This window comes from Capnocytophaga sp. oral taxon 324 str. F0483, from assembly GCF_000318315.2.
GTDB lineage: Bacteria > Bacteroidota > Bacteroidia > Flavobacteriales > Flavobacteriaceae > Capnocytophaga > Capnocytophaga ochracea.
This window is the reverse complement of sequence record NZ_KB291491.1, coordinates 47,880-68,098: the sequence shown is the minus strand read 5'-3', so window position 1 is coordinate 68,098 and position 20,219 is coordinate 47,880. Positions and strand designations below refer to the sequence as shown.

16 protein-coding genes and 1 tRNA gene are annotated in these 20,219 nt (G+C 37.3%); 5 read left to right on the top strand and 12 right to left on the bottom strand.

From position 1 onward, the window contains the following. Positions 1–320: 320 nt before the first annotated feature. From HMPREF9072_RS01940 to HMPREF9072_RS01920, 5 genes are all read left to right on the top strand, one after another. Positions 321–1,235 carry an LLM class oxidoreductase gene (locus HMPREF9072_RS01940; RefSeq protein WP_009410252.1) on the top strand — a complete coding sequence of 305 codons (915 nt, stop codon included), beginning with the start codon at positions 321–323 and terminating at the stop codon, positions 1,233–1,235. Between the two features lie 9 nt (positions 1,236–1,244). Continuing rightward, on the top strand, positions 1,245–2,195 hold the full coding sequence (locus HMPREF9072_RS01935; protein ID WP_009410251.1) for a hydrogen peroxide-inducible genes activator: 951 nt from the start codon (positions 1,245–1,247) through the stop codon (positions 2,193–2,195). A 56-nt stretch (positions 2,196–2,251) separates the two neighbouring features. Continuing rightward, on the top strand, positions 2,252–4,345 hold the full coding sequence (locus tag HMPREF9072_RS01930; protein ID WP_009410250.1) for a carboxy terminal-processing peptidase: 2,094 nt from the start codon (positions 2,252–2,254) through the stop codon (positions 4,343–4,345). Between the two features lie 218 nt (positions 4,346–4,563). After that, a complete protein-coding gene (locus tag HMPREF9072_RS01925; RefSeq protein ID WP_009410249.1) occupies positions 4,564–5,619 on the top strand; it encodes a heparan-alpha-glucosaminide N-acetyltransferase domain-containing protein in 1,056 nt (351 codons plus the stop codon). A 365-nt stretch (positions 5,620–5,984) separates the two neighbouring features. Further along, positions 5,985–6,057: transfer RNA gene (locus HMPREF9072_RS01920), tRNA-Gly, on the top strand. A 58-nt stretch (positions 6,058–6,115) separates the two neighbouring features. Here the strand turns inward: HMPREF9072_RS01920 and HMPREF9072_RS01915 are convergent. From HMPREF9072_RS01915 to htpG, 12 genes are all read right to left on the bottom strand, one after another. Beyond that, positions 6,116–6,658, bottom strand: a complete 543-nt coding sequence (locus HMPREF9072_RS01915) for an RNA methyltransferase (protein ID WP_009410248.1) — start codon at positions 6,656–6,658, stop codon at positions 6,116–6,118. 1 nt (position 6,659) lies between these two features. Then, on the bottom strand, positions 6,660–8,858 hold the full coding sequence (locus HMPREF9072_RS01910) for a bifunctional (p)ppGpp synthetase/guanosine-3',5'-bis(diphosphate) 3'-pyrophosphohydrolase (protein WP_009410247.1): 2,199 nt from the start codon (positions 8,856–8,858) through the stop codon (positions 6,660–6,662). Positions 8,859–8,888: 30 nt separating this feature from the next. Next, positions 8,889–9,665: a 3'-5' exonuclease gene (locus HMPREF9072_RS01905; protein ID WP_009410246.1), complete on the bottom strand. Its 777-nt coding sequence runs from the start codon at positions 9,663–9,665 to the stop codon at positions 8,889–8,891. A 51-nt stretch (positions 9,666–9,716) separates the two neighbouring features. Continuing rightward, positions 9,717–10,007: an ATP-dependent Clp protease adaptor ClpS gene (locus tag HMPREF9072_RS01900; RefSeq protein ID WP_009410245.1), complete on the bottom strand. Its 291-nt coding sequence runs from the start codon at positions 10,005–10,007 to the stop codon at positions 9,717–9,719. A gap of 152 nt (positions 10,008–10,159) precedes the next feature. Then, positions 10,160–10,627, bottom strand: coding sequence for a hypothetical protein (locus tag HMPREF9072_RS01895; RefSeq protein WP_002672685.1), 468 nt, complete (start codon positions 10,625–10,627; stop codon positions 10,160–10,162). 171 nt (positions 10,628–10,798) lie between these two features. Beyond that, positions 10,799–11,635: a hypothetical protein gene (locus HMPREF9072_RS01890; RefSeq protein WP_009410244.1), complete on the bottom strand. Its 837-nt coding sequence runs from the start codon at positions 11,633–11,635 to the stop codon at positions 10,799–10,801. Between the two features lie 403 nt (positions 11,636–12,038). Beyond that, positions 12,039–12,689 (bottom strand): TrkA family potassium uptake protein, encoded by a 651-nt coding sequence (locus tag HMPREF9072_RS01885; RefSeq protein WP_002672690.1) that lies wholly within the window; start codon positions 12,687–12,689, stop codon positions 12,039–12,041. Positions 12,690–12,692: 3 nt separating this feature from the next. Continuing rightward, positions 12,693–14,021: a TrkH family potassium uptake protein gene (locus tag HMPREF9072_RS01880; RefSeq protein WP_034566039.1), complete on the bottom strand. Its 1,329-nt coding sequence runs from the start codon at positions 14,019–14,021 to the stop codon at positions 12,693–12,695. Positions 14,022–14,181: 160 nt separating this feature from the next. Beyond that, complete coding sequence (gene guaB / locus HMPREF9072_RS01875) at positions 14,182–15,651, bottom strand: IMP dehydrogenase (RefSeq protein ID WP_009410242.1); 1,470 nt, start codon at positions 15,649–15,651, stop codon at positions 14,182–14,184. Positions 15,652–15,789: 138 nt separating this feature from the next. Beyond that, complete coding sequence (locus HMPREF9072_RS01870; RefSeq protein ID WP_009410241.1) at positions 15,790–17,337, bottom strand: exo-alpha-sialidase; 1,548 nt, start codon at positions 17,335–17,337, stop codon at positions 15,790–15,792. Positions 17,338–17,492: 155 nt separating this feature from the next. Continuing rightward, positions 17,493–17,855: an EthD domain-containing protein gene (locus HMPREF9072_RS01865; protein WP_009410240.1), complete on the bottom strand. Its 363-nt coding sequence runs from the start codon at positions 17,853–17,855 to the stop codon at positions 17,493–17,495. A 160-nt stretch (positions 17,856–18,015) separates the two neighbouring features. Next, complete coding sequence (gene htpG / locus HMPREF9072_RS01860; protein WP_009410239.1) at positions 18,016–19,911, bottom strand: molecular chaperone HtpG; 1,896 nt, start codon at positions 19,909–19,911, stop codon at positions 18,016–18,018. Positions 19,912–20,219 lie beyond the last annotated feature (308 nt).

The following is a 20,219-nucleotide window of genomic DNA, read 5'->3' as shown; positions in this document are numbered from 1 at the left end:
TGACGAAGGAAAAGTGGGGGTAAGTTAAAGCTAAGATAGAGATAAAAAGAGGGTGATTAGTAGATTTCAACTTTACTAAAATTTGAAACTTTGGCAGAGTTCGTTTTGGAAAGAGGGGGTAAACCGCACGGGCAAATAAAGAATGAAGGTAGGAAAGTTGGTTTTGAAAGGATAAAGAAAGGGTGATTAGAGATTTGTAAAAAAGGATATATATTACTGAAAATCAATAGATATTATATATGAGCAAAAAAGATTTTCGATATTAGTGAATTTATACATTATTTTTTCTTATTTTTGCCGTTCTAAACAAACTCATCATTATGATAGACGCACACAAATTATCTATTGGTTTACTACTACCTATTGAAGCATACGAAGGGGCTATTCCTAAAATGGAAAACCAAGTACAACTCATTCAGCGAGCTGAAATGTTAGGCTTTAATGCTGTGTGGGTGCGTGACATTCCCCTCTACACTCCTGATTTTAACGAAGTAGGACAAATGTTTGACCCGTGGATATATTTGGCACACATTGCTACTCTTACCCAAAGTATTAAGTTTGGCTTTGCGAGTGTAATACTACCACTGCGTCACCCTTTACACGTAGCGAAGGCTTCGGCGAGTCTTGACGTGCTGTTCCCGAAGCGTTTTATGATGGGAGTTGCTTCTGGTGACCGACCTGTAGAATATCCTGCTTTTAATGAACTTTATGAATCACGGAGTACTCGTGTTTTGGAGCATATGGCTATGTTACGCGACTTGTGGAGCAAAGAGTTCCCTACCTACAACAATGAGTATGGTACCCTAATGGAAAAAATGGGTGATGTAGTGCCTAAGCCTTTGAATAAAAATATACCAATGTATGCTACAGGGCACATAGGAGGGGTGAATTTAGAATGGATTGCGAAAAACTCGGACGGGTGGATTTACTATCCAAGAGATTTTGCTTTCACAAAGAAGGTAATACAAGACTGGCACAAAGCTCTTAAACAAGAAGGAGAACCCTCTAAACCTTATATTCAACCTGTGTATATTGACCTAAAAGATGACCCTGATTTTGAACCAGAGAAAATGGACTTAGGTTTCCGTTTAGGACGTAACTATTTATTGGATATGTTCTTAGAACTCGGGAAAATAGGGGTTAACCATATTATGCTCGTACTAAAATACTGCTCTCGCCCTGCAAGTGAAGTGCTTGAAGAAATAGGAAAAGAAGTATTGCCACACTTGAAATAAACGCAAATTATGACCATTACTCAATACCAATATGTGTTGGCTGTGGCGAAGTACAAGAACTTTACTACCGCTGCTGAACACAGTTTTGTTACCCAGCCTACCTTGAGTATGCAAGTGCAGAAATTGGAGGAAGAGTTGGGGGTTACTATTTTTGACAGGAGCAAAAAGCCTTTACAGGTTACTGAAATAGGAGAACAAATCGTTAAGCAAGCCCAAGTAATCGTAAATGAAGCGGGGAGAATGAACGATATAGTGGCACAACAAAAGGGATATATAGGAGGTGAGTTTCGCGTGGGGATTATCCCTACCGTCTCCCCTACTCTACTACCTATGTTTCTTGCTAATTTCATCAATAAATACCCTAAGGTATGTCTAATAATTGAGGAGCAAACAACTGAAAACATCTTGAAAAAGATAGAGGACGGGAGTTATGATGCAGGGATTTTGGCAACCCCTCTGCACAATCCGTCGATAGTAGAAAGACCGTTATACTATGAGCCTTTTGTGGCTTATATTCCACAAAATCACCGTTTGCAAAACTCTAAGACTATCTATTCTGAGGATTTGGATATCAACGATATATTGATGCTTGAAGACGGACATTGTTTTAAGGACAGTGTACTGAATATCTGCAACCAAGATGTGATAGACTCAAAAGAGCACTTCCAACTAAAAAGCGGTAGTTTTGAAACTTTGGTGCGCTTGGCTAACGAAGGCTTAGGAATGACTTTGTTACCATATTTACACTCTTTGGAACTGAAAGAGGAAGAAAAGAAACGCATTCACTATTTTGCTGAGCCTTACCCTGCGCGCGAAATCAGCTTGGTATATCACAAAAACGAACTAAAAATGCAAATCATCAAAGCTTTACACGACACTATTGCAGGGGTCATACGAGGGGCTATTGTTTTCCAAAATGTAAAAATTATCAGCCCAACAAGAGAAAGGCACAGAATTTGATAAAGCTAAGAGCTAAGAATTGAAAGTTAGCTAAATTATTAAAAAACAATTTTAGAATGAAAAATATTTCAGCAGTATTATTTTTATTATTTATTTCATTTGCGTCTTGTAGTTTTACAAGTAAGAAATTTGACAATCCAGATAAAGACAAGGATAGAGTACTTTTGGACATTGTACAACACGTACTGGAAAACGCGCATTTTAGTCCGATAAAAATGGACGATGCTTTCTCTAAGAAAGTATTTGACAGTTATTTGAATAATATTGATGGGCAGAAGCGTTATTTTCTACAATCGGATATCAACGAGTTTAAAAAGTACGAAAACCGTTTGGACGACGATTTGAAAAACGGAGAAATTGCGTTCTTCAACCTTTCTTACGAACGCCTCAAACAACGTATGAAAGAAGCAGAAGCAATTACCAAAGCTATCTTTGCTAAACCTATCAACCTGAATACCAATGAAACGATTAATACCGACTATGAGAAGTTGCCTTTTGTAAAGAACAAAGCTGAGTTACAAAACCGCTGGAAACAAGTAATTATTTTCACTACGCTTTCTACTTATATCACTAAACAAAAGGAAGAAGCGAGCAAGAAAGAAAAGGACGCTAAATATCAGCCTAAAACCAATGAGGTACTCAAAAAAGAATCGATAGAAGCTACCCAAAAGACATTGGCTGATATGTTCAGTATGTACAACGACATCACTCGTGAAGAGTGGTTCAGTATGTTTGTGAACGCTATTACTGAGACTTTCGACCCCCACTCCAACTATATGGCACCAGACATCAAAGAAGGTTTCGACCGAGATATGTCGGGTAAGTTTGAAGGTATAGGGGCACAATTACAAAAGAAAACTGATGGAATTGCTATTACCAATGTGATTTTGGGAGGGCCAGTATGGAAAGGTAAACTCCTTGAAGTAGGCGACCAAATCCTAAAAGTAGCACAGGGAGCCGGTGAACCCGTAGATGTAGTAGGAATGCGTTTAGACGATGCGGTAAAACTTATTAAAGGGCCTAAGGGCACTGAAGTACGCCTTACCGTAAAACGCGTAGACGGCACAATAGAAGTAGTGTCTATTATTCGCGATGTGGTAGAGATTGAAGAAACTTATGCCAAATCGGCAGTGATAACTGCTAATGGTAAACGCTATGGACTTATCAACTTACCTAAATTCTATATCGATTTTGAAGATGTAAACCAACGCAATGCTGCAACTGATGTGGCTCTTGAAATAGAAAAGCTCAAGAAAGAGAATATAGACGGGCTTATTGTAGATTTACGTACCAATGGAGGAGGCTCCTTAAAAACAGTAGTGGATATAGGAGGTTTATTTATTCCTAAGGGGCCTATCGTACAGGTAAAATCGTCACGCGGAAGTCGTGATGTACTCTCTGACAACGACCCTAAAACACAATGGGACGGTTCGCTGGTAATTCTTACCAATGAGCTTTCGGCATCAGCCTCAGAGATTTTGGCAGCGGCTATGCAAGACTACAAACGCGCTATCATCATAGGCGGTAAACAAACCTTTGGTAAAGGTACTGTACAAAGTTTTGTAGACCTTAATAGTTTCTTGCGCCAAAACAATTACGGCGACCTTGGTGCTATAAAAATTACGATTCAGAAGTTCTATCGTATCAACGGAGGGTCTACCCAGCTAAAAGGTGTAGAAAGCGATATCGTAGTGCCTGATAAATACAAATATATTGACATAGGCGAACGCGATATGCCCAACGCTATGCCTTGGGATAAAATAGAGCCTGCTAAGTACACTCCTTGGACTAACAATGCCAACTTTGATAAGGCTATAGAAAACAGCAAAAAACGCATCAGTGAAAACCAATACTTAAAGCTGATTGACGAAAACGCTCGATGGATAAAACAACAACAGAAAGACAACGTTTTCCCTCTCAACTACGAGGCTTACAAAAAAGTAATTGAGAAAAACGAAGAACAATCTAAAAAGTTCAAAGCAATTAACGATTACAAATCTAACTTGAAATTCACTTCAGTAGCTTCTGATGAGGCTAAAATAAAAAACAGTGAAGACTTGAAATTACGTCGTGATCGTTGGCACGAAAGTCTTGAAAAAGATGTGTATATAGATGAAGCTGTGAAAGTATTGGAAGATTTGAACAAATAAGACAATAAGTAATACATTATAAAAACATTGGCAGAGCGAGGTGCTTTGCCAATGTTTTTATTTTGGGATATGGGAAATTTGTTATACCTTTGCACTACATTTTGTCTGTTACCTAAATAGAAATGCGCTTTAAGATACTTAGTATTATATGTAGAAATAAGAACCACCCCCACTACAAAAGGAAAAATAGACCATAGATAATAGACTATAAAAATATAATGAAACAACGACTGATATTTATCGATGTAATACGCGCTTATGCCATCTGTATGATGTTACAAGGGCATTTTATCACCGCTTTACTTGCTGAACCATACTGTGACGAAAGTAACCCTTACTATCATATTTGGCATTATTTCACAGGTATTACCGCACCTGTATTCCTTACCATTTCAGGCTTTATCTTTACCTATTTGCTCATTCGAGAAGGCGAACGCAGTGGTGTAGGACTCAAGAACCCACGTGTGAAGAAAGGAGCAAAACGCGGATTAATGCTTATAGCAGTGGCGTGTATTTTGCGGAAAAGCATCTATTTCGTAGATATTTTGCATTGTATAGGGTTAGCCCTCATCATAATGGTGGGACTCTACTTATTAGCTCGAAATCACGTGAGGCATTTCCTTCCTACAATGCTCATCGGCATTACTTTACTACTTTTCACCTTCAACGAGACCTATAACCAGTATGAATATTCTTGGTTACCCCAAGTAGTAGCCAATTACTTTACTCCGAAATACGGTACTTTCTTTACCATTTTTCCGTGGTTAGGCTTTGTAACCTTAGGAGGCTTTATGGGATCGCTATTTTACTATTACAGAAACACCAAACACTTATATACAGTATATACACTACTACTTATTGGCATCGGAGCCATTTTTCACTTCCAATATCACACATTTCACTTCTTATATAGCATTACAGGGTGGGAACACTTTGAAAGTCTAGCACGCAATGGCTTTCTTTTTTTGAGAATGGGTGATACTCTTTGGACATTTGCTGTATTTGTAATCTTACGAAATGTACTTACTGCTCATTTTTTACAACGTATAGGACAAAACACCCTTTCTATTTACATCATTCACAGTATTGCGCTCTATCACTTTATTCCATATTTCAACTTAGATTATTATCTTCATAAAAGCTTAAACCCTACCCAAGCTGTGATAGGTGCTATTGCCTTTGTGATAGGTATTTTAATTCTTTCATTCTATTATCACAAAGTCAGCAAATATATAAAAGAAAAATATTTAAACAAGAAAACCATTGAGAAATAAAATGGTAGCCTTAAAAATTTTACCAGCAAAAAGAAAATCTATGGAGCTCCTATCAGTATTGCAAGTTCCACAATGAAAATCAGTCATAAAGAACTTGTTTCGCTACTTTTAGAAAGTTTAGCTACTTATAAATAAAGATAAAAATCAGTATAAATATACATTTAAAAACCTTACGTAAAATTTTATCTTCATTCGTTTGTCTTTATCTTTTTCAGAAGAAAAGTAATGAGAAAAATAATCACTGATTTATAAGTCTTTACTTTTTTATTTACAGAAAATACAATAAAAAAGTTTTAAAAAATTTGGAATATAATAGCAAATGCCCGTATATTTGCACTCGAAAAATCATTTATATCATTGTAATTGCGGGAGTAGCTCAGTTGGTAGAGCGTCAGCCTTCCAAGCTGAATGTCGCGAGTTCGAACCTCGTCTCCCGCTCTACAAAAAAAGCCTGATAACAATATGTTATCAGGCTTTTTGTTTATCATTTCTATTTTTATAACATTGTATGCTTCCTGAGCTTCATTGCTAACTCCCAAATAGCAATTCCTGCACTTACCGAAATATTCAGAGAATGTTTAGTACCATACTGTGGGATTTCTATCACCTCATCAGAAGCTGAAACCACTTCTTGTTCCACTCCTTTTACCTCGTTGCCAAAGATAATAGCATATTTTTGCTTTCCGTTAGGCTGAAAATCATTCAGCATTGTGGAATTTTCAGCTTGCTCAATGCTAATAATATAAACACCTTGCTCTTTTAGCTTTTCTACTGCCGAAAGTGTATTTTCTACATATTCCCACGCCACACTATCAGTCGCACCCAAAGCTGTTTTGTGAATCTCTTTGTTTGGGGGAGTGGCGGTAATCCCACAGAGGTATATCTTTTCAATTAAAAAAGCATCGCAAGTGCGAAAAACAGAACCTATATTGTTCAAACTTCTCACATTATCCAAAATTACTATTAAAGGTGACTTTTCTGCCTTCTTAAATTGCTCAATATCCAACCTATTGAGCTCACTATTTGCTAATTTTCGCATATTAGAGTCTGTTTACTTTATCTACTCCTTTAATGTTCTTAATATCTTGCATCAATTTCTTTAAAGTAGCATTATTGTTGATAGAAATAGAGACTTTCCCGCTGAATACATTACCTTCGGTATCAATATTAATGTTGGTAAGTTTTACAAATTTGCTATCCAAAATCACTTTTGAGATATCGCTGATGAGTCCATCGCGGTCAATACCACTAATTTTAAGACTCACTTTGAAATCTCTTTCATCAGATTTTACCCATTTGGCTTGAATGATACGATAAGCGTAATTCGATTGCATCGAAATAGCATTCGGGCAAGTTTTTTTGTGTACTTTCACCCCTTCGTTGATAGTAACGAACCCAAAAATGGGATCACCAGGGATAGGATTGCAACATTTTGAAAAAGTATAGTCTAACGATTCTTCTTCTTTGCCAAACACAATGCTATCATAGTGAACGTTGGGCAAATAAATGGGTTCGTCGGTAGGTTTTTTTACTGCTTTATTTTTGAATAAGCCAAAGAAAGACGTGCGATGCGATACAAAGTCTTTCAGCATTTGGTTGCTGATTTCTCCCGTGCCTGCTTGATAGTAAATATCTAAGCTCGTCTTTGTTTTAAAGTAACTCACCATCTCATTCATCACTTCTTCGTTGAGAGTAATCTTCAATTGTTTTAATTTTCGTACTAAAATCTCTTTTCCTTCGGCGGCAACGGTTTTTGTCTCTTCTTTTAAAGCATTTTTTATCTTACTACGAGCTTTGGCTGTGGTAGCATAGTTGAGCCAGTTTTTAGTAGGTTTTACATTTTCGGCAGTGATGATTTCCACCGTTTCGCCACTCTTTAACACATAGTTTAAGGGCACTAATTTATTGTTTACTTTAGCTCCCCGCGTTTTTAAGCCCACTCCTGTATGGATATAAAAAGCAAAATCTAAGGGTGTTGCGCCTTTTGGGAGGGATTTTATCTCGCCATTAGGGGTAAAGACAAAAATCTCTTTGGAATACAAGTTGAGTTTAAAGTCTTCTACAAAGTCCACCGCATTTGCCTCGCTGTTTTCAAAGATTTCTTGCAACCTATTAAGCCACATTTCGATGCCTTCTTCTTTTTGGTCGCCGTGTTTATACTTAAAATGGGCTGCATAACCTTTTTCGGCGATTTCGTGCATACGTTCGCTGCGTATTTGCACCTCTACCCATTTGCCTTTTGGACCCATTACGGTAATGTGTAAGGCTTCGTAACCTGTAGATTTGGGTGAGGAAATCCAATCGCGCAATCGGGTGGGATTGGGACGGAAGTGGTCGGTAACAATAGAGTATATTTTCCAAGCCAAAAACTTTTCTTCGGCTGGTTCACTTTTATAGATGATACGAATCGCAAATTTATCGTAAACTTCTTCAAAACTCACGCCTTGTGATTCCATTTTTCTGTAAATAGAATAGATTGATTTGGGTCGCCCTTTGATGGAATAATCAATTTTTTGTTGCGTCAAAGAGGTTTCTACGATTTTGGTAAACACCTCAATGTATTCCTGTTGTTCTTCTTTGGATTCCTCCATTTTGTTTAGGATACTATTGTAGCGCTCGGGGTCAGTGTATTTAAGGGCGAGGTCTTCTAATTCTGTTTTGATGTTATACAAGCCAATGCGGTGAGCAATAGGTGCATAAATATAAAGTGTTTCCGAAGCTATTTTGGCTTGTTTGTATTCTGCCATCGAATCCATCGTTTGCATATTGTGGAGTCTGTCAGCAATTTTGATGAGAATCACACGCACATCGTCGTTCATCGTGAGGAGGAGCTTTCGGAAGTTCTCGGCTTGTAAAGAGATGTCATTTTCACGGCTCATACTCGAAATTTTGGTAAGTCCTTCCACAATATGTGCTACAGTGTTACCAAAAAGCCGTTCTATATCTTCAATCGTATAGTCGGTATCTTCTACTACATCGTGTAACAAAGCCGACGCAATGGCTACAGCGTCTAATCCTATTTGCGAAGCGACAATTTTAGCTACGGCAATAGGGTGAAAAATGTAAGGTTCCCCACTTTTTCGGCGTTGGTCTTTGTGCGCATCAACAGCGGTGTCAAACGCTAAGCGAATGAGCTTTTTATCTTCATCGCTAAGGGTTTGATAGCTGATACGCAAGAGTTCTTTATACTCGCGCGCAATGGCTTTGTTTTCTTCTTCTAAGTCGATGTTTGTTTCCATAGCAAAGAACAAAAGAGGATTTTCAAAAATCTATTTAATAGTAGCCGATAATTTGCGGAGTTTGATAGCCGTAAGGATTTTTTTGGTATACAACGGGAAGTCGGCACCGAGAAGCCAACCAAAATATCCTGGTTCTTCGTCAAAAATATCTTCTACACGTTTGCCTTTGTGTTTCCCAAAGGTAAAGATTTCTTCGCCTTTGTCATTATAACCAATAAAACCAGCAAAGTCGGCTATTTGTTTGCGATAAGTAAACTCGCTGAGCTTTTTGATGTTGTTCTCTAAGTTGTCATAACGGTCGAGCTGGGCTTTGAGGATTTCATAAGTGGCATTGGTATCTGCCGAAGCCGTATGCGCACCAATAAGGTCTTTACCACAATAGAATTTATAGGCTGCCGAGAGGGTGCGCTGTTCCATTTTGTGAAAAATAGTTTGTACATCTACCGATACGCGGTTTCCCAAATCAAAATCTACTTCGGCACGCAACATTTCTTCGGCAAGCAAAGGAATATCAAAGCGGTCGGAATTGTAGCCAGCAAGGTCGGAATCTTTTATCATATTATGAATTTGCTTGGCAAGCTCTTTAAAAGTAGGCTCACCCACAACGCGCTCATCGGTAATGCCGTGCACATCTGAGGCAGCTTTGGGGATAGGAATAGTAGGGTTTACAAGCCACGTTTTGCTTTCCTTATTGCCATTGGGGTAGACTTTCAAGATAGATATTTCAACAATGCGGTCTTTGGTAATATCGATGCCCGTAGTTTCAAGGTCAAAAAAACAAATAGGTTTTGATAATTTTAGTTCCACGATTTTAATGAATAGTTAAAAGTTAAGAACAAATAGTTTTAGATAAAAAAATTATACTTCTTCTATTTCGGCTGAGAGTCCCGCATTAAGAAGCGCGGTGCAGAGCGGTTTAAGGAAAGTATAACTCCCTGATTTTACATCGCATTTTCCTTTGAAATGCACAATAATAGCGCATTGCTCGGCTTGTTCAAAGGTGTGATGACAAACCTTTACTAAGGTATCGATAACGTGGTCGAAAGTATTGACATCATCATTGTATAAAATGAGATGACATTCGCCTTCCAAAAATTCCGTTATATCACCTTCGTCAAAAGTTTCTTCTTGATAATTATTTCGTAGCATAAATTGTTTTTATGATGATACAAAAGTATAGTAAATAAATGAATTGTGCAAATGCTTAACCGATATAATGGGATTTTAGCAAAGGTTATAAGCACAAAAACGCCAAAAGAAAGTGCCTTCTTTTGGCGTTTTGTCCTTTTTTTACCATAGCATTACTTATCGGTAAGTCCGTTTTTAGCTTTTTTCTTGCCGTAACGTTTTCCCATTTCGTCTACCAATGCTTTTACCGAAGCGTCTTTCTTAGCTGATGTTTTCAAATAGGTATATACCTCATTGGCTGTTTGCATAGCATCGGAAGAAGCAGCATAAATGGTATCGTCGAGCTTTTCGAGCAAGGAAGCTACCAATACGCGGATATCCCACAATTGGTCTATTAAATGCACATCGTTTTCAAACTCAGCTTTGTTGAACGATTGCAATAAATATTGTGGAAAATGATTGGCGCCACGCAAAGCGAGGTTTACAAATTCCACACTTTTCTGTCCCATAGAGGCACCGCCTCTTTTTTGATCTGCTGGCAACGCTATTAAAAAGTTCAAGAGCTGTTGCACTTCTGAAAGTTTTGTTTTTACACTTTCTTTATCAGTTTCTGATAAGGTTGCATTTATCAAATTTCCCATAGTAAAAATATTTAATGGGTTAATAACGCCACAAAGGAACGAATTTTTGTTTGGAAAAACAAATGTTTTAACAAAAGTTTAACATAAACAAAGTAGTGCATAAATTAAAATATATACATTGACATTGTTGAAAAATAATATTATACAAAACTACCTAACAAATACATTCTATTATTTTTCTATAAATTTAGCGTAGAAACTTTTATTAGATGGATTATATTTTAAAATCCCTTTTTTCTTTTCTCCATCTTTATTTCTCAAAAATACTTCTATTTCATTTTTAATTTCTTCTCTTTCTTCAAAAAAATAATTTAAGAAAAAGTAATTGAATAAAAAAGAATAGCAAAAGTATTCTGTCCATTCATTAAAAGTAATATTTTTAACTTCATAACTATTAGGTTTGTAATTATGCAAATCTATTCTTTCTTCTTTAAAAAATGAATAATTGCAATGCGCAAAAGCATTTCTTAACTGAGAGCGATATCCCTTTTTCATAACTTCTGCTATTTTTAATCCTTTCTCTTTAAACTTATCTTTTAATTCTTCTCTGATGAACTTTTGTTTTGATTCTCCATTTTCAGAATTTGGAGCTTTCACTTTCCAATCATATTCTTTATTTAAACACAAATTCGATATTTGTTTTAATTGTTTCAGAAAATTATCAGCCTCCCATATATGTGTATATATCATCATTTCAATAGTAACAGCTTCTAATTCATCTGTTGTTTTATCTAATTCGGAAAAAGAATAATAACTATCTATATACCTTGTTAAAAATTTAATTCTATCATAATCAATTAATCTATCAATAGAATAATCTATAACATATTCACTATAACTTTCAATATATTCAATTTTATCATCTTCTTTTGGCACATAACAACAATTTGCTAAAAATAAATAATAATCATTTTTATCCTTTTGATTATTTTTTGCAAACTCAAACAATTCCTCCACAGCTTGTTCCACTTCATCTTTAATTTCTTTAAATTTTTCAACTTTTATCATTTTCTATATCTTTTTAAAATTTATATACTTAATGTTTATAAAATAAATAAATTAAATTTATTTCTTATCAATTTATCAATCTAAATTTTAGTTTTCTTGTCTAAGTTTTTATTAATTATCTTCAATATATTACCTACTTCATTCACAAACATTGCCAAAGTTTGAAACTTTAGCAATATTAATACCTAAAATATTGCTTATATAATCAAAAATATTGTTTCTGTAAGCAATATAGATTGCTTCTGCAATCTAAAATATTGTCATCGGAAGCAAAAATATTGCTTCCATAATCTAAAATATTGATTATGGAAGCATTCAGTTTGATTATGGAAGCTATCGGGATAGCAACAGATGCTAAAATATTGCTTCTGTAAGCTATTTTTTAGCATAAAAAAGCATTTTTTTACACAATTCTATCAATTACATTGGTATTGGAGAGTATTACCAAAAGGTCGTCTTTGCTAAGTTTGGCATTTGGGTCGGGTGTTACGTTCATTTTGCCATCAGAATGCTTTATTGCCAGAATATTTATCTCATACTTGTGTCGCAAATTGAGTTCCATCAACGATTTTCCTATATAACTCTTGGGTACTTTTACTTCGTAGATAAAATAATCTTCAGCAAACTTAAAATATTCTATAATGGTAGGTCGCAAAACGGAATAGGCTACTTTTTCGCCCATTAATTCCTCTGGAAATACTACTTGTGTAGCGCCTATTTTGTATAAAACCTTTTCTTGTGTGTGGTTTACGGCTTTGCAAATGATATTTTTCAACCCCAATTCCTTTAACTGCAAAGTAATAAGGATACTCGCCTGGATATTATCGCCTACGCTCACAAAAGCAGTGTCGAAATCGTCTTTCACTACGTTTTTGAGGGCAATTTCATCGGTAGCGTCCAAAATCACTGCCTCTTCGATGATATTTTCATTGAGAGCTTGCTTAATAACACCCTCACGCGAATCTATTGCTAGCACAGTGGCTTTGTTCTTATAGAGTGTTTTGGCTACCGATTTGCCAAATTCTCCTAATCCTATGACTAAAAAATTCTTCATAATCTATCCTATTAAAATATTTTCTTTTGGGTATTTGTAATTTCCTTCAACTCGTGGTCTCGATAAGGCGAGCGCAATGGTAAGCGGTCCTACCCTGCCTAAAAACATTGTAAATATCAAAATAAATTTTGAACTATTGCCTAATTGTGAGGTAATTCCGGTAGAAAGTCCGCAAGTGCTGAATGCCGAAATGAGTTCGAAAGCTATTTTGGTAAATTCTAAATCGGGTTCTAAGGCTGTGAGGATTACAATCATTGTAAGCACATACATCATCGCAATAAACACGAGTGCTGAGGCTTTATTAAAGAGTTTCCAAGAGATGCGCCTCTTAGAAAATTCGATGTAGTTTTTATTGAGTAATGCTGTTTTAATACCGAGAAATAAAATGCCAATAGTAGTAGTTTTCACGCCAGAACCTGTGGAGTTTGGCGATGCCCCTATAAACATAAACGTTACGCAAAAAAGAATGGTAGCACTGCTTAAATGCTCCAACGGAATCGTATCAAAACCTGCTGTACGCAAACTTACAGAGTGAAAAAAGCTAATAAGCATCTGACCAAAGAAAGTTTTTCCGTAAAGCGTGTGATAGTTTTTATATTCTAAGGTAAAAAACAGAAACGTACCCGCAATGAGCAATATTATTGTCATCAAAATTGAAAATTGTGAGTTAATATCGAGTCTTCGTCTCTTTTTTCGCAAGTATTCATAGGCTTGAATAATGGTTGTAAATCCCAAACCACCAAAAATAATCAAAAAAGCGATGATAATATTCACAAAAACATTGTAAGTATAGCCTTCGAAACTATGAGGAAACAAAGAAACACCTGCATTACAAAAAGCGGATACTGAGTGAAACACCGAAAAAAATATCGATTGGCCCAAAGGGTAATCTTGAACGAAAGAAACAAACAAACATATTGCTCCCGTAGCTTCAAAAATCAAAGTAATATACACCACACGCTTTGCTACGGCATAAATATCGTAACTTTTGTTGTGATTAAGCCCTTCGGCAACCAATCGTTTAGTGTAAAAACCAATGCGTTTAGAAATGAGCAATACCAAAACAGAAGAAATTGTAAGCACTCCCAATCCGCCAAACTGAATAAGCACTAGCAAAATAAGTTTGCCGTAAATAGTAAAGGTCGCTCCTATATCTACCACCGAAAGCCCCGTAACGGTAACCGCCGAAGTAGCTGTAAAAAGCGCTTCGAGGAAAGAAATATCTTTCTGAGGCGTATGTGCAAAAGGCATCATCAAAAGCAAAGCACCTACGACTATTAAGCCGATAAACGAAAGCATTATAAGGTTATATGGGGATATTCTTTTTAACATTGGGGTCAATTTTTATTGTTTATCCATCTGAAAAGTTTGTTATATCAGGTTGCAAAAGTACAAAATATATTATTGATAGGCACTTTTTTGTTATTTATTACATAAATGAGGCTGTCTAATCTTTGCAGACAGCCTCATTTATGGAAGTTATATTCGTTTATTAACGTGAATAATTAGGAGCTTCTTTGGTGATGGTAATATTATGGGGGTGGCTTTCGGTAATTCCGCTTGCAGTGATGCGCACAAAGCGACTCACGGCTTGCAACGTTTCAATATCCTTGGCACCACAGTATCCCATACCTGCGCGCAAGCCTCCGATGAACTGATGCATACTTTCTTGTAGTTCGCCTTTGTATGCCACGCGCCCTACAATGCCTTCGGGGACAAGTTTTTTGATGTCGTCTTCTACATCTTGGAAATAGCGGTCTTTACTACCTTGGTTCATCGCTTCTACCGAGCCCATACCGCGATAAGATTTGTATTTTCTGCCTTCGAAAATGATAGTTTCGCCTGGTGATTCCTTAGTGCCTGCAAGCAGAGAGCCAAGCATCACACTATTGGCACCTGCGGCGATGGCTTTTACGATATCGCCGGTGTAGCGAATGCCTCCGTCGGCAATCACAGGGATTCCTTTGCCTTTAAGAGCGTTTGCGACGTTCATCACCGCTGATAATTGAGGATACCCTACGCCTGCTACCACTCTGGTAGTACATATAGAGCCTGGACCTATGCCTACTTTCACTGCATCGGCGCCATTTTCGGCTAAATAAAGGGCAGCCTCGGCTGTGGCAATGTTTCCTACCACTATTTCTAAGTCGGTAAACTTGCTTTTTACGGCATTAAGAGCATTCACTACGCCTTTTGTATGTCCGTGAGCTGTATCAATAACTACGGCATCAACTCCTGCTTGTACAAGGGCTTCGGCGCGGTCTACCACATCGGCAGTAACACCTAAGGCTGCTGCTACGCGCAAGCGTCCTAAGCTATCTTTGTTAGAAATAGATTTTTTTTGCAAGTTGGCAATGTCTCGGAAAGTAATAAGACCTACTAATTTGTAGTTTTTATCTACTACGGGGAGTTTTTCTACCTTACTGCGTTGTAAAATACCCTCAGCTTCCTTCATAGAAGTGCCTTCGTTGGCAATCACGAGGTTTTTAGAGGTCATTACTTCGGTTATCGGGCGATTATTATCGTGTTCAAAGCGTAAATCGCGGTTAGTTACAATGCCTTTTAAGATTCCGCCGGCATCAACAATGGGGATACCGCCAATATTGTTTTCTTTCATACAGCGTTTTGCATCACTCACCTTGCTGTTTAAGGGAAGCGTAACAGGGTCGATAATCATACCGCTTTCGGCACGTTTTACTTTGCGTATTTGTTTGGCTTGCTCCTCAATAGTCATATTTTTATGGAGCACTCCTATGCCTCCTTCGCGTGCCATAGCTATAGCCATAGCAGCTTCGGTTACAGTGTCCATAGCCGCTGAGATAATGGGTACATTCAGGGTGATGTTACGGGTAAAACGTGAGGTTATCGATACTTCACGAGGTAATATCTCAGAATAATTAGGGATAAGAAGGACATCATCATAGGTAAATCCTTCATTAATAATTTTATCTTGGAAATTCATTTTAAAAAAGAGAATTTAGTTGCGTGCAAATGTACTTCTTTTTTTATATACGAAGCAAATTTTTCGAGTATTTTAAATCAAACAAATAGAGACGATACTCTTTATATCGTCTCTATTAAGGTTATAAATTCTTTTGCTTTACTTGATAAACTCTTTGATAGGCACTTTTTGAAAATACAAATCTCCATCACCTTCGTAAAGAATACCTATATATTTCTTGTCTATTACAGTAAGACAAGAATAGCCCATAGCTGCTTGCTCATACAACAATACTGAAGGTAGTTTATCCCAAGTATTACCTTCATCATCACTAACTTTGATAGTCATATTTACTCTGTTCTTTGCATCATTAGGATTAGAGAAGAATAAATACAGTTTTCCCTTTTTGTCCTTATATGAGATAATACTTGCCATACAATTGGGCTCGGTGAGGGCAGTGCGAGAGGTGTTGTGCTCTATCCACGTTTTGCCCATATCGGCAGTAACGGCTACGGAACGACCGTGATAATTATCAGAGAGTTTATAGTTGGTGCGATTGCGGTCGTCACGCATATTGAGCATTAGTGAACCATCGGAGAGTTCCACCACTTGAGATTCAGTAGTGTGTGATTTGGCTCCTGTTCCTACGTGCCACGTCTTGCCGTGGTCTTTGCTGTAAATAATAGTAGAATGAGGCACTTGGTCTTTATCCTTAAACTGACCTGCAAATACCAAAATACCATTACTCATCGAGATACCTCTTCCAGGTCCTTGGAAAAAGAGTCTCCATTCAGGATTTTTAATCTGAGAGGTGATATTGATAGGTTCACTCCACGTTTTACCATCGTCTTCACTTTTTACTACTACTATTTGTCCTGTTTCTTCAGGAGTCATTCCACTTTTAGAGCCCCACCAACTCATTGTTTGAGGATCTAAGCCGTGCTGCCACAAGCCCATCACCCAAATAGTATTAGTTTGCTCATCTACCAAAACTGCGGGATCTCCTACTCCATTAAGACGGTTAGGTTTTTCTCCCCATTCGCCCATATCAATCACTTTTTTCATTGGCTCCCACGTTTGTCCGCCATCAGTACTGCGGCTCATTCCTACATCGATATCTTCTTGCAAATCCTTGCAGTTGTTGTAACGATTGTCGTAAACGGCTATCAGCGTACCCTTATTAGTGGTTACAAGCCCTGGTATACGGTAGCATTCTATGCCGTCTTGTTTACGCTGACGAAGGGCAATAGCAAAACGTTGTCCTTCTTTTTTAGCATTGTTGAGTGTGAATTTAGCCTCATTGGTAATGAGTTTTACCTTTGATAAGTACAGTTTTTGCAAGAGGTCTGGTTTTTGAGTAGTACGAGCAGAAACCCAAACAAAAAGGGTATCATTAGTAGCTTTGAAATTTCCTTGTAGTTTGGTATTACAACTGAGATTTGAAGTTTTAGCAAAAAGTGTTGCTTGTTCTTTTTTAGCGTTAGCACCTACATAAACAGAGAGTTCAGATAGATTGAGCTTTTTACTTTTAAACTGCAAAGAAATTTCTTTTACCTCTGTTCCTTGTTTTATAGGCAGTACAAATGAGGTAACAGGATTATCTTTATCAGTAGCCAAAGGCATTTGTGTTTGGGAAAAAGTCATTCCTTTTTGGGCATAGCCAAAGCTAAGGAAGCATAATGCAATAATGGTAAATAGTTGTTTCATATAAAATTAATGTATTAATTTATGGATTTGTTAATGTGTTGATTTGTCTATTTTTGGCAAAGGTAATATTTCATTTTTAAACTACCAAATAAAAAATACACACGTTGGCGCGAGCTTGTAGCTCGCGCCAACGTGTGTATTGTATTTGTACAATGTTAAAATATTCTTTCCTCAGTACCGAGCCACATTACGGAGTTTACCATATCTACGAATTTGAGTTCATCGGCACGGAGGTCGGCTAAGGCTTTTTGCCCCTCAGGAGTGTTGCGGGCTCTGAGAAAATCGTCTTTACTTTCATACCACAACTCACCCATAGCATCAAAGGTAAAAGGGAGGGTTTCTCGCTGTGTAGACGATTTTTCATCAGTAGGTTGAAAAGGAAATGTTTTAGCATAATCCTTTATCAACAGGGCTTCTTTATAGTTTATTACTTTTTGAGAATGTGCTTCCCATAGTTTTATAAATTCTTCTGTGCTAAGATGCTGTTTCTTGCGCACAAACATTATAATCTTAAACATATCAATATTAAGTTATCAGAATAATTAAAAGATTGTCTAAACAAAAGGTTTCTACAAAATATATTGTAAAAATACCTAATTATCATTATATTCAACTTTGCCAAAAGTCGTAGCACGACAAGCTTTTAAGACTTTTGGCAAAGTGTATGGTGTTCATTTACTAATTTGCTAATTTGTTAATTTCCCAATTTCTCTTTACAAAGTCGGCAAGTTCTTTACCTTTGAGGAGACCTTGTGAAAGTCGTGCTAAATCGAAGGCTTGCTTGATAAGGCTTTCTTTTTGAACTTCGTCCTTAGAGTGGAGGATAGCATCGGCTAAAGGAGAATTGCTGTTTACCACTACGTGATACACTTCGGGGAAACCTCCCATAGCAAACATACCACCTCCTCCGGTAGCACTCATTTCCTTCATACGGCGCATAAACTCGGGTTGATTGATAACGAATGGCGTATCATCGCTGTCTAAGTCTTCTAACTGCACCATATAGCCTTCTTTGGGAATTACCTTCTCGATTTCAGCTTTCAGCGTGTTTTTCTCTTCGTCGGAAAGTTTAGCAATGATAGGTTCTTCTTTTTGTATCAGCTTAGCTACAGGAGCAGCATCTACACGGGTGAAAGTAAGTTTCTCATTATCACCCTCTAACTTCTGTATCAAGTGCGATACGATAGGGCTATCCAACAACAACACTTCGTAGCCTTTTTCTTTGGCTTGCTCAATAGCTGTGTATTGTTGTTCTTTATTTTGAGCGTATAACACTACCAAAGTACCATTCTTGTCGGTTTGTTCAGCTTTTATTGCTTCTTTTAGTTCTGCCAAAGTGTAATACTTGCCATCGGTAGTGGGGTACAACATAAAATCGGCTGCTTTTTCGTAAAATTTATCATCGGTAAGCATACCATATTCGAGCACTATCTTAATGTCGTTCCACTTGTTTTGGAAGTCGTCGCGATTATTAGTAAAGAGTGATTTCAGCTTATCAGCTACCTTACGAGTGATGTAATTGGCAATCTTCTTTACATTACCATCGGATTGGAGGTAAGAACGCGATACGTTTAACGGAATATCTGGCGAATCTATCACCCCTTTGAGCATTGTTAAGAACTCGGGCACTATACCTTCGACGTTATCGGTAACAAATACTTGGTTTTGATACAACTGTATGCGGTCTTTCTGTAACTGCATATCGTTAGTAAGCTTAGGGAAATAGAGAATACCAGTAAGATGGAACGGATAATCTACGTTTAGATGAATGTAGAAAAGAGGTTCATCGAACTGCATTGGATAGAGTTCGTGATAGAATGCCTTATAATCCTCATCTTTCAAATCGGCTGGCTGTTTCGTCCAAGCAGGATTAGGGTTATTGATGATATTATCAACCGTTACATATTCCGTTTTATAGTCGTCAGGGACATTTTCAGGACGAGGTAACGGCTCTTGTTTTGTACCAAATTTAATTGGGATAGGCATAAAGCGGTTGTACTTGCGCAATAACTCTTCGATACGGAAGTCTTCCAAAAACTCAGTAGAGTCATCGGCGATGTGCAAGATAATTTCAGTACCGCGTTCGGCGCGCAAGTCGGTTTCCTCTAAGGTAAATTCAGGACTACCGTCGCATACCCAACGCACGGCTGGAGCATCGGTATAGGATTTGGTGATGATTTCCACTTGTTTGGCTACCATAAAAGCAGAGTAGAAGCCCAATCCAAAATGACCTATCACTCCAGCGTCTTTAGCTGTATCTTTATATTTCTCCAAAAACTCCTCAGCTCCTGAAAAGGCAATTTGGTTGATGTATTTTTCGACCTCTTCAGCAGTCATACCGATACCTTGATCAATTATATGGAGGGTTTTATTGTCCTTATCGACCTTCACTTCGATGATAGGGTTACCATATTCCACTTTTGCCTCGCCTATAGTAGTGAGGTGTTTCAGTTTAAGGGTGGCATCAGTAGCGTTGGAGATGAGTTCGCGTAAGAATATCTCGTGATCGCTGTACAAGAATTTTTTAATAAGTGGAAAGATGTTTTCCACAGAGACGTTTATATTTCCTTTCATTTTTATTTAGTTAAGAAGTAAGAGATAAGAGGTAAGACTCGTATCTCTTAATTTGTTATTTACTAGGGGGAATATAGCGAAAAGAGTACCAAAGTAGGGGAAGGTGACAAAATGGCAGGTGAGAGGTCGTACGGTATTTTAATTAGCAAATTAGAAAATTAAAGAGAGTTTATAGAAAAGACGGTGCGAGACGAACAAAAGACGAACAATGAACGAACAAAAAGACGAACAAAAGACGAACAAAAGACGAACAATAAACGAACAAAAGACGGTACGAGCCGCACGGGCAGATAAACAAAAGACGAACA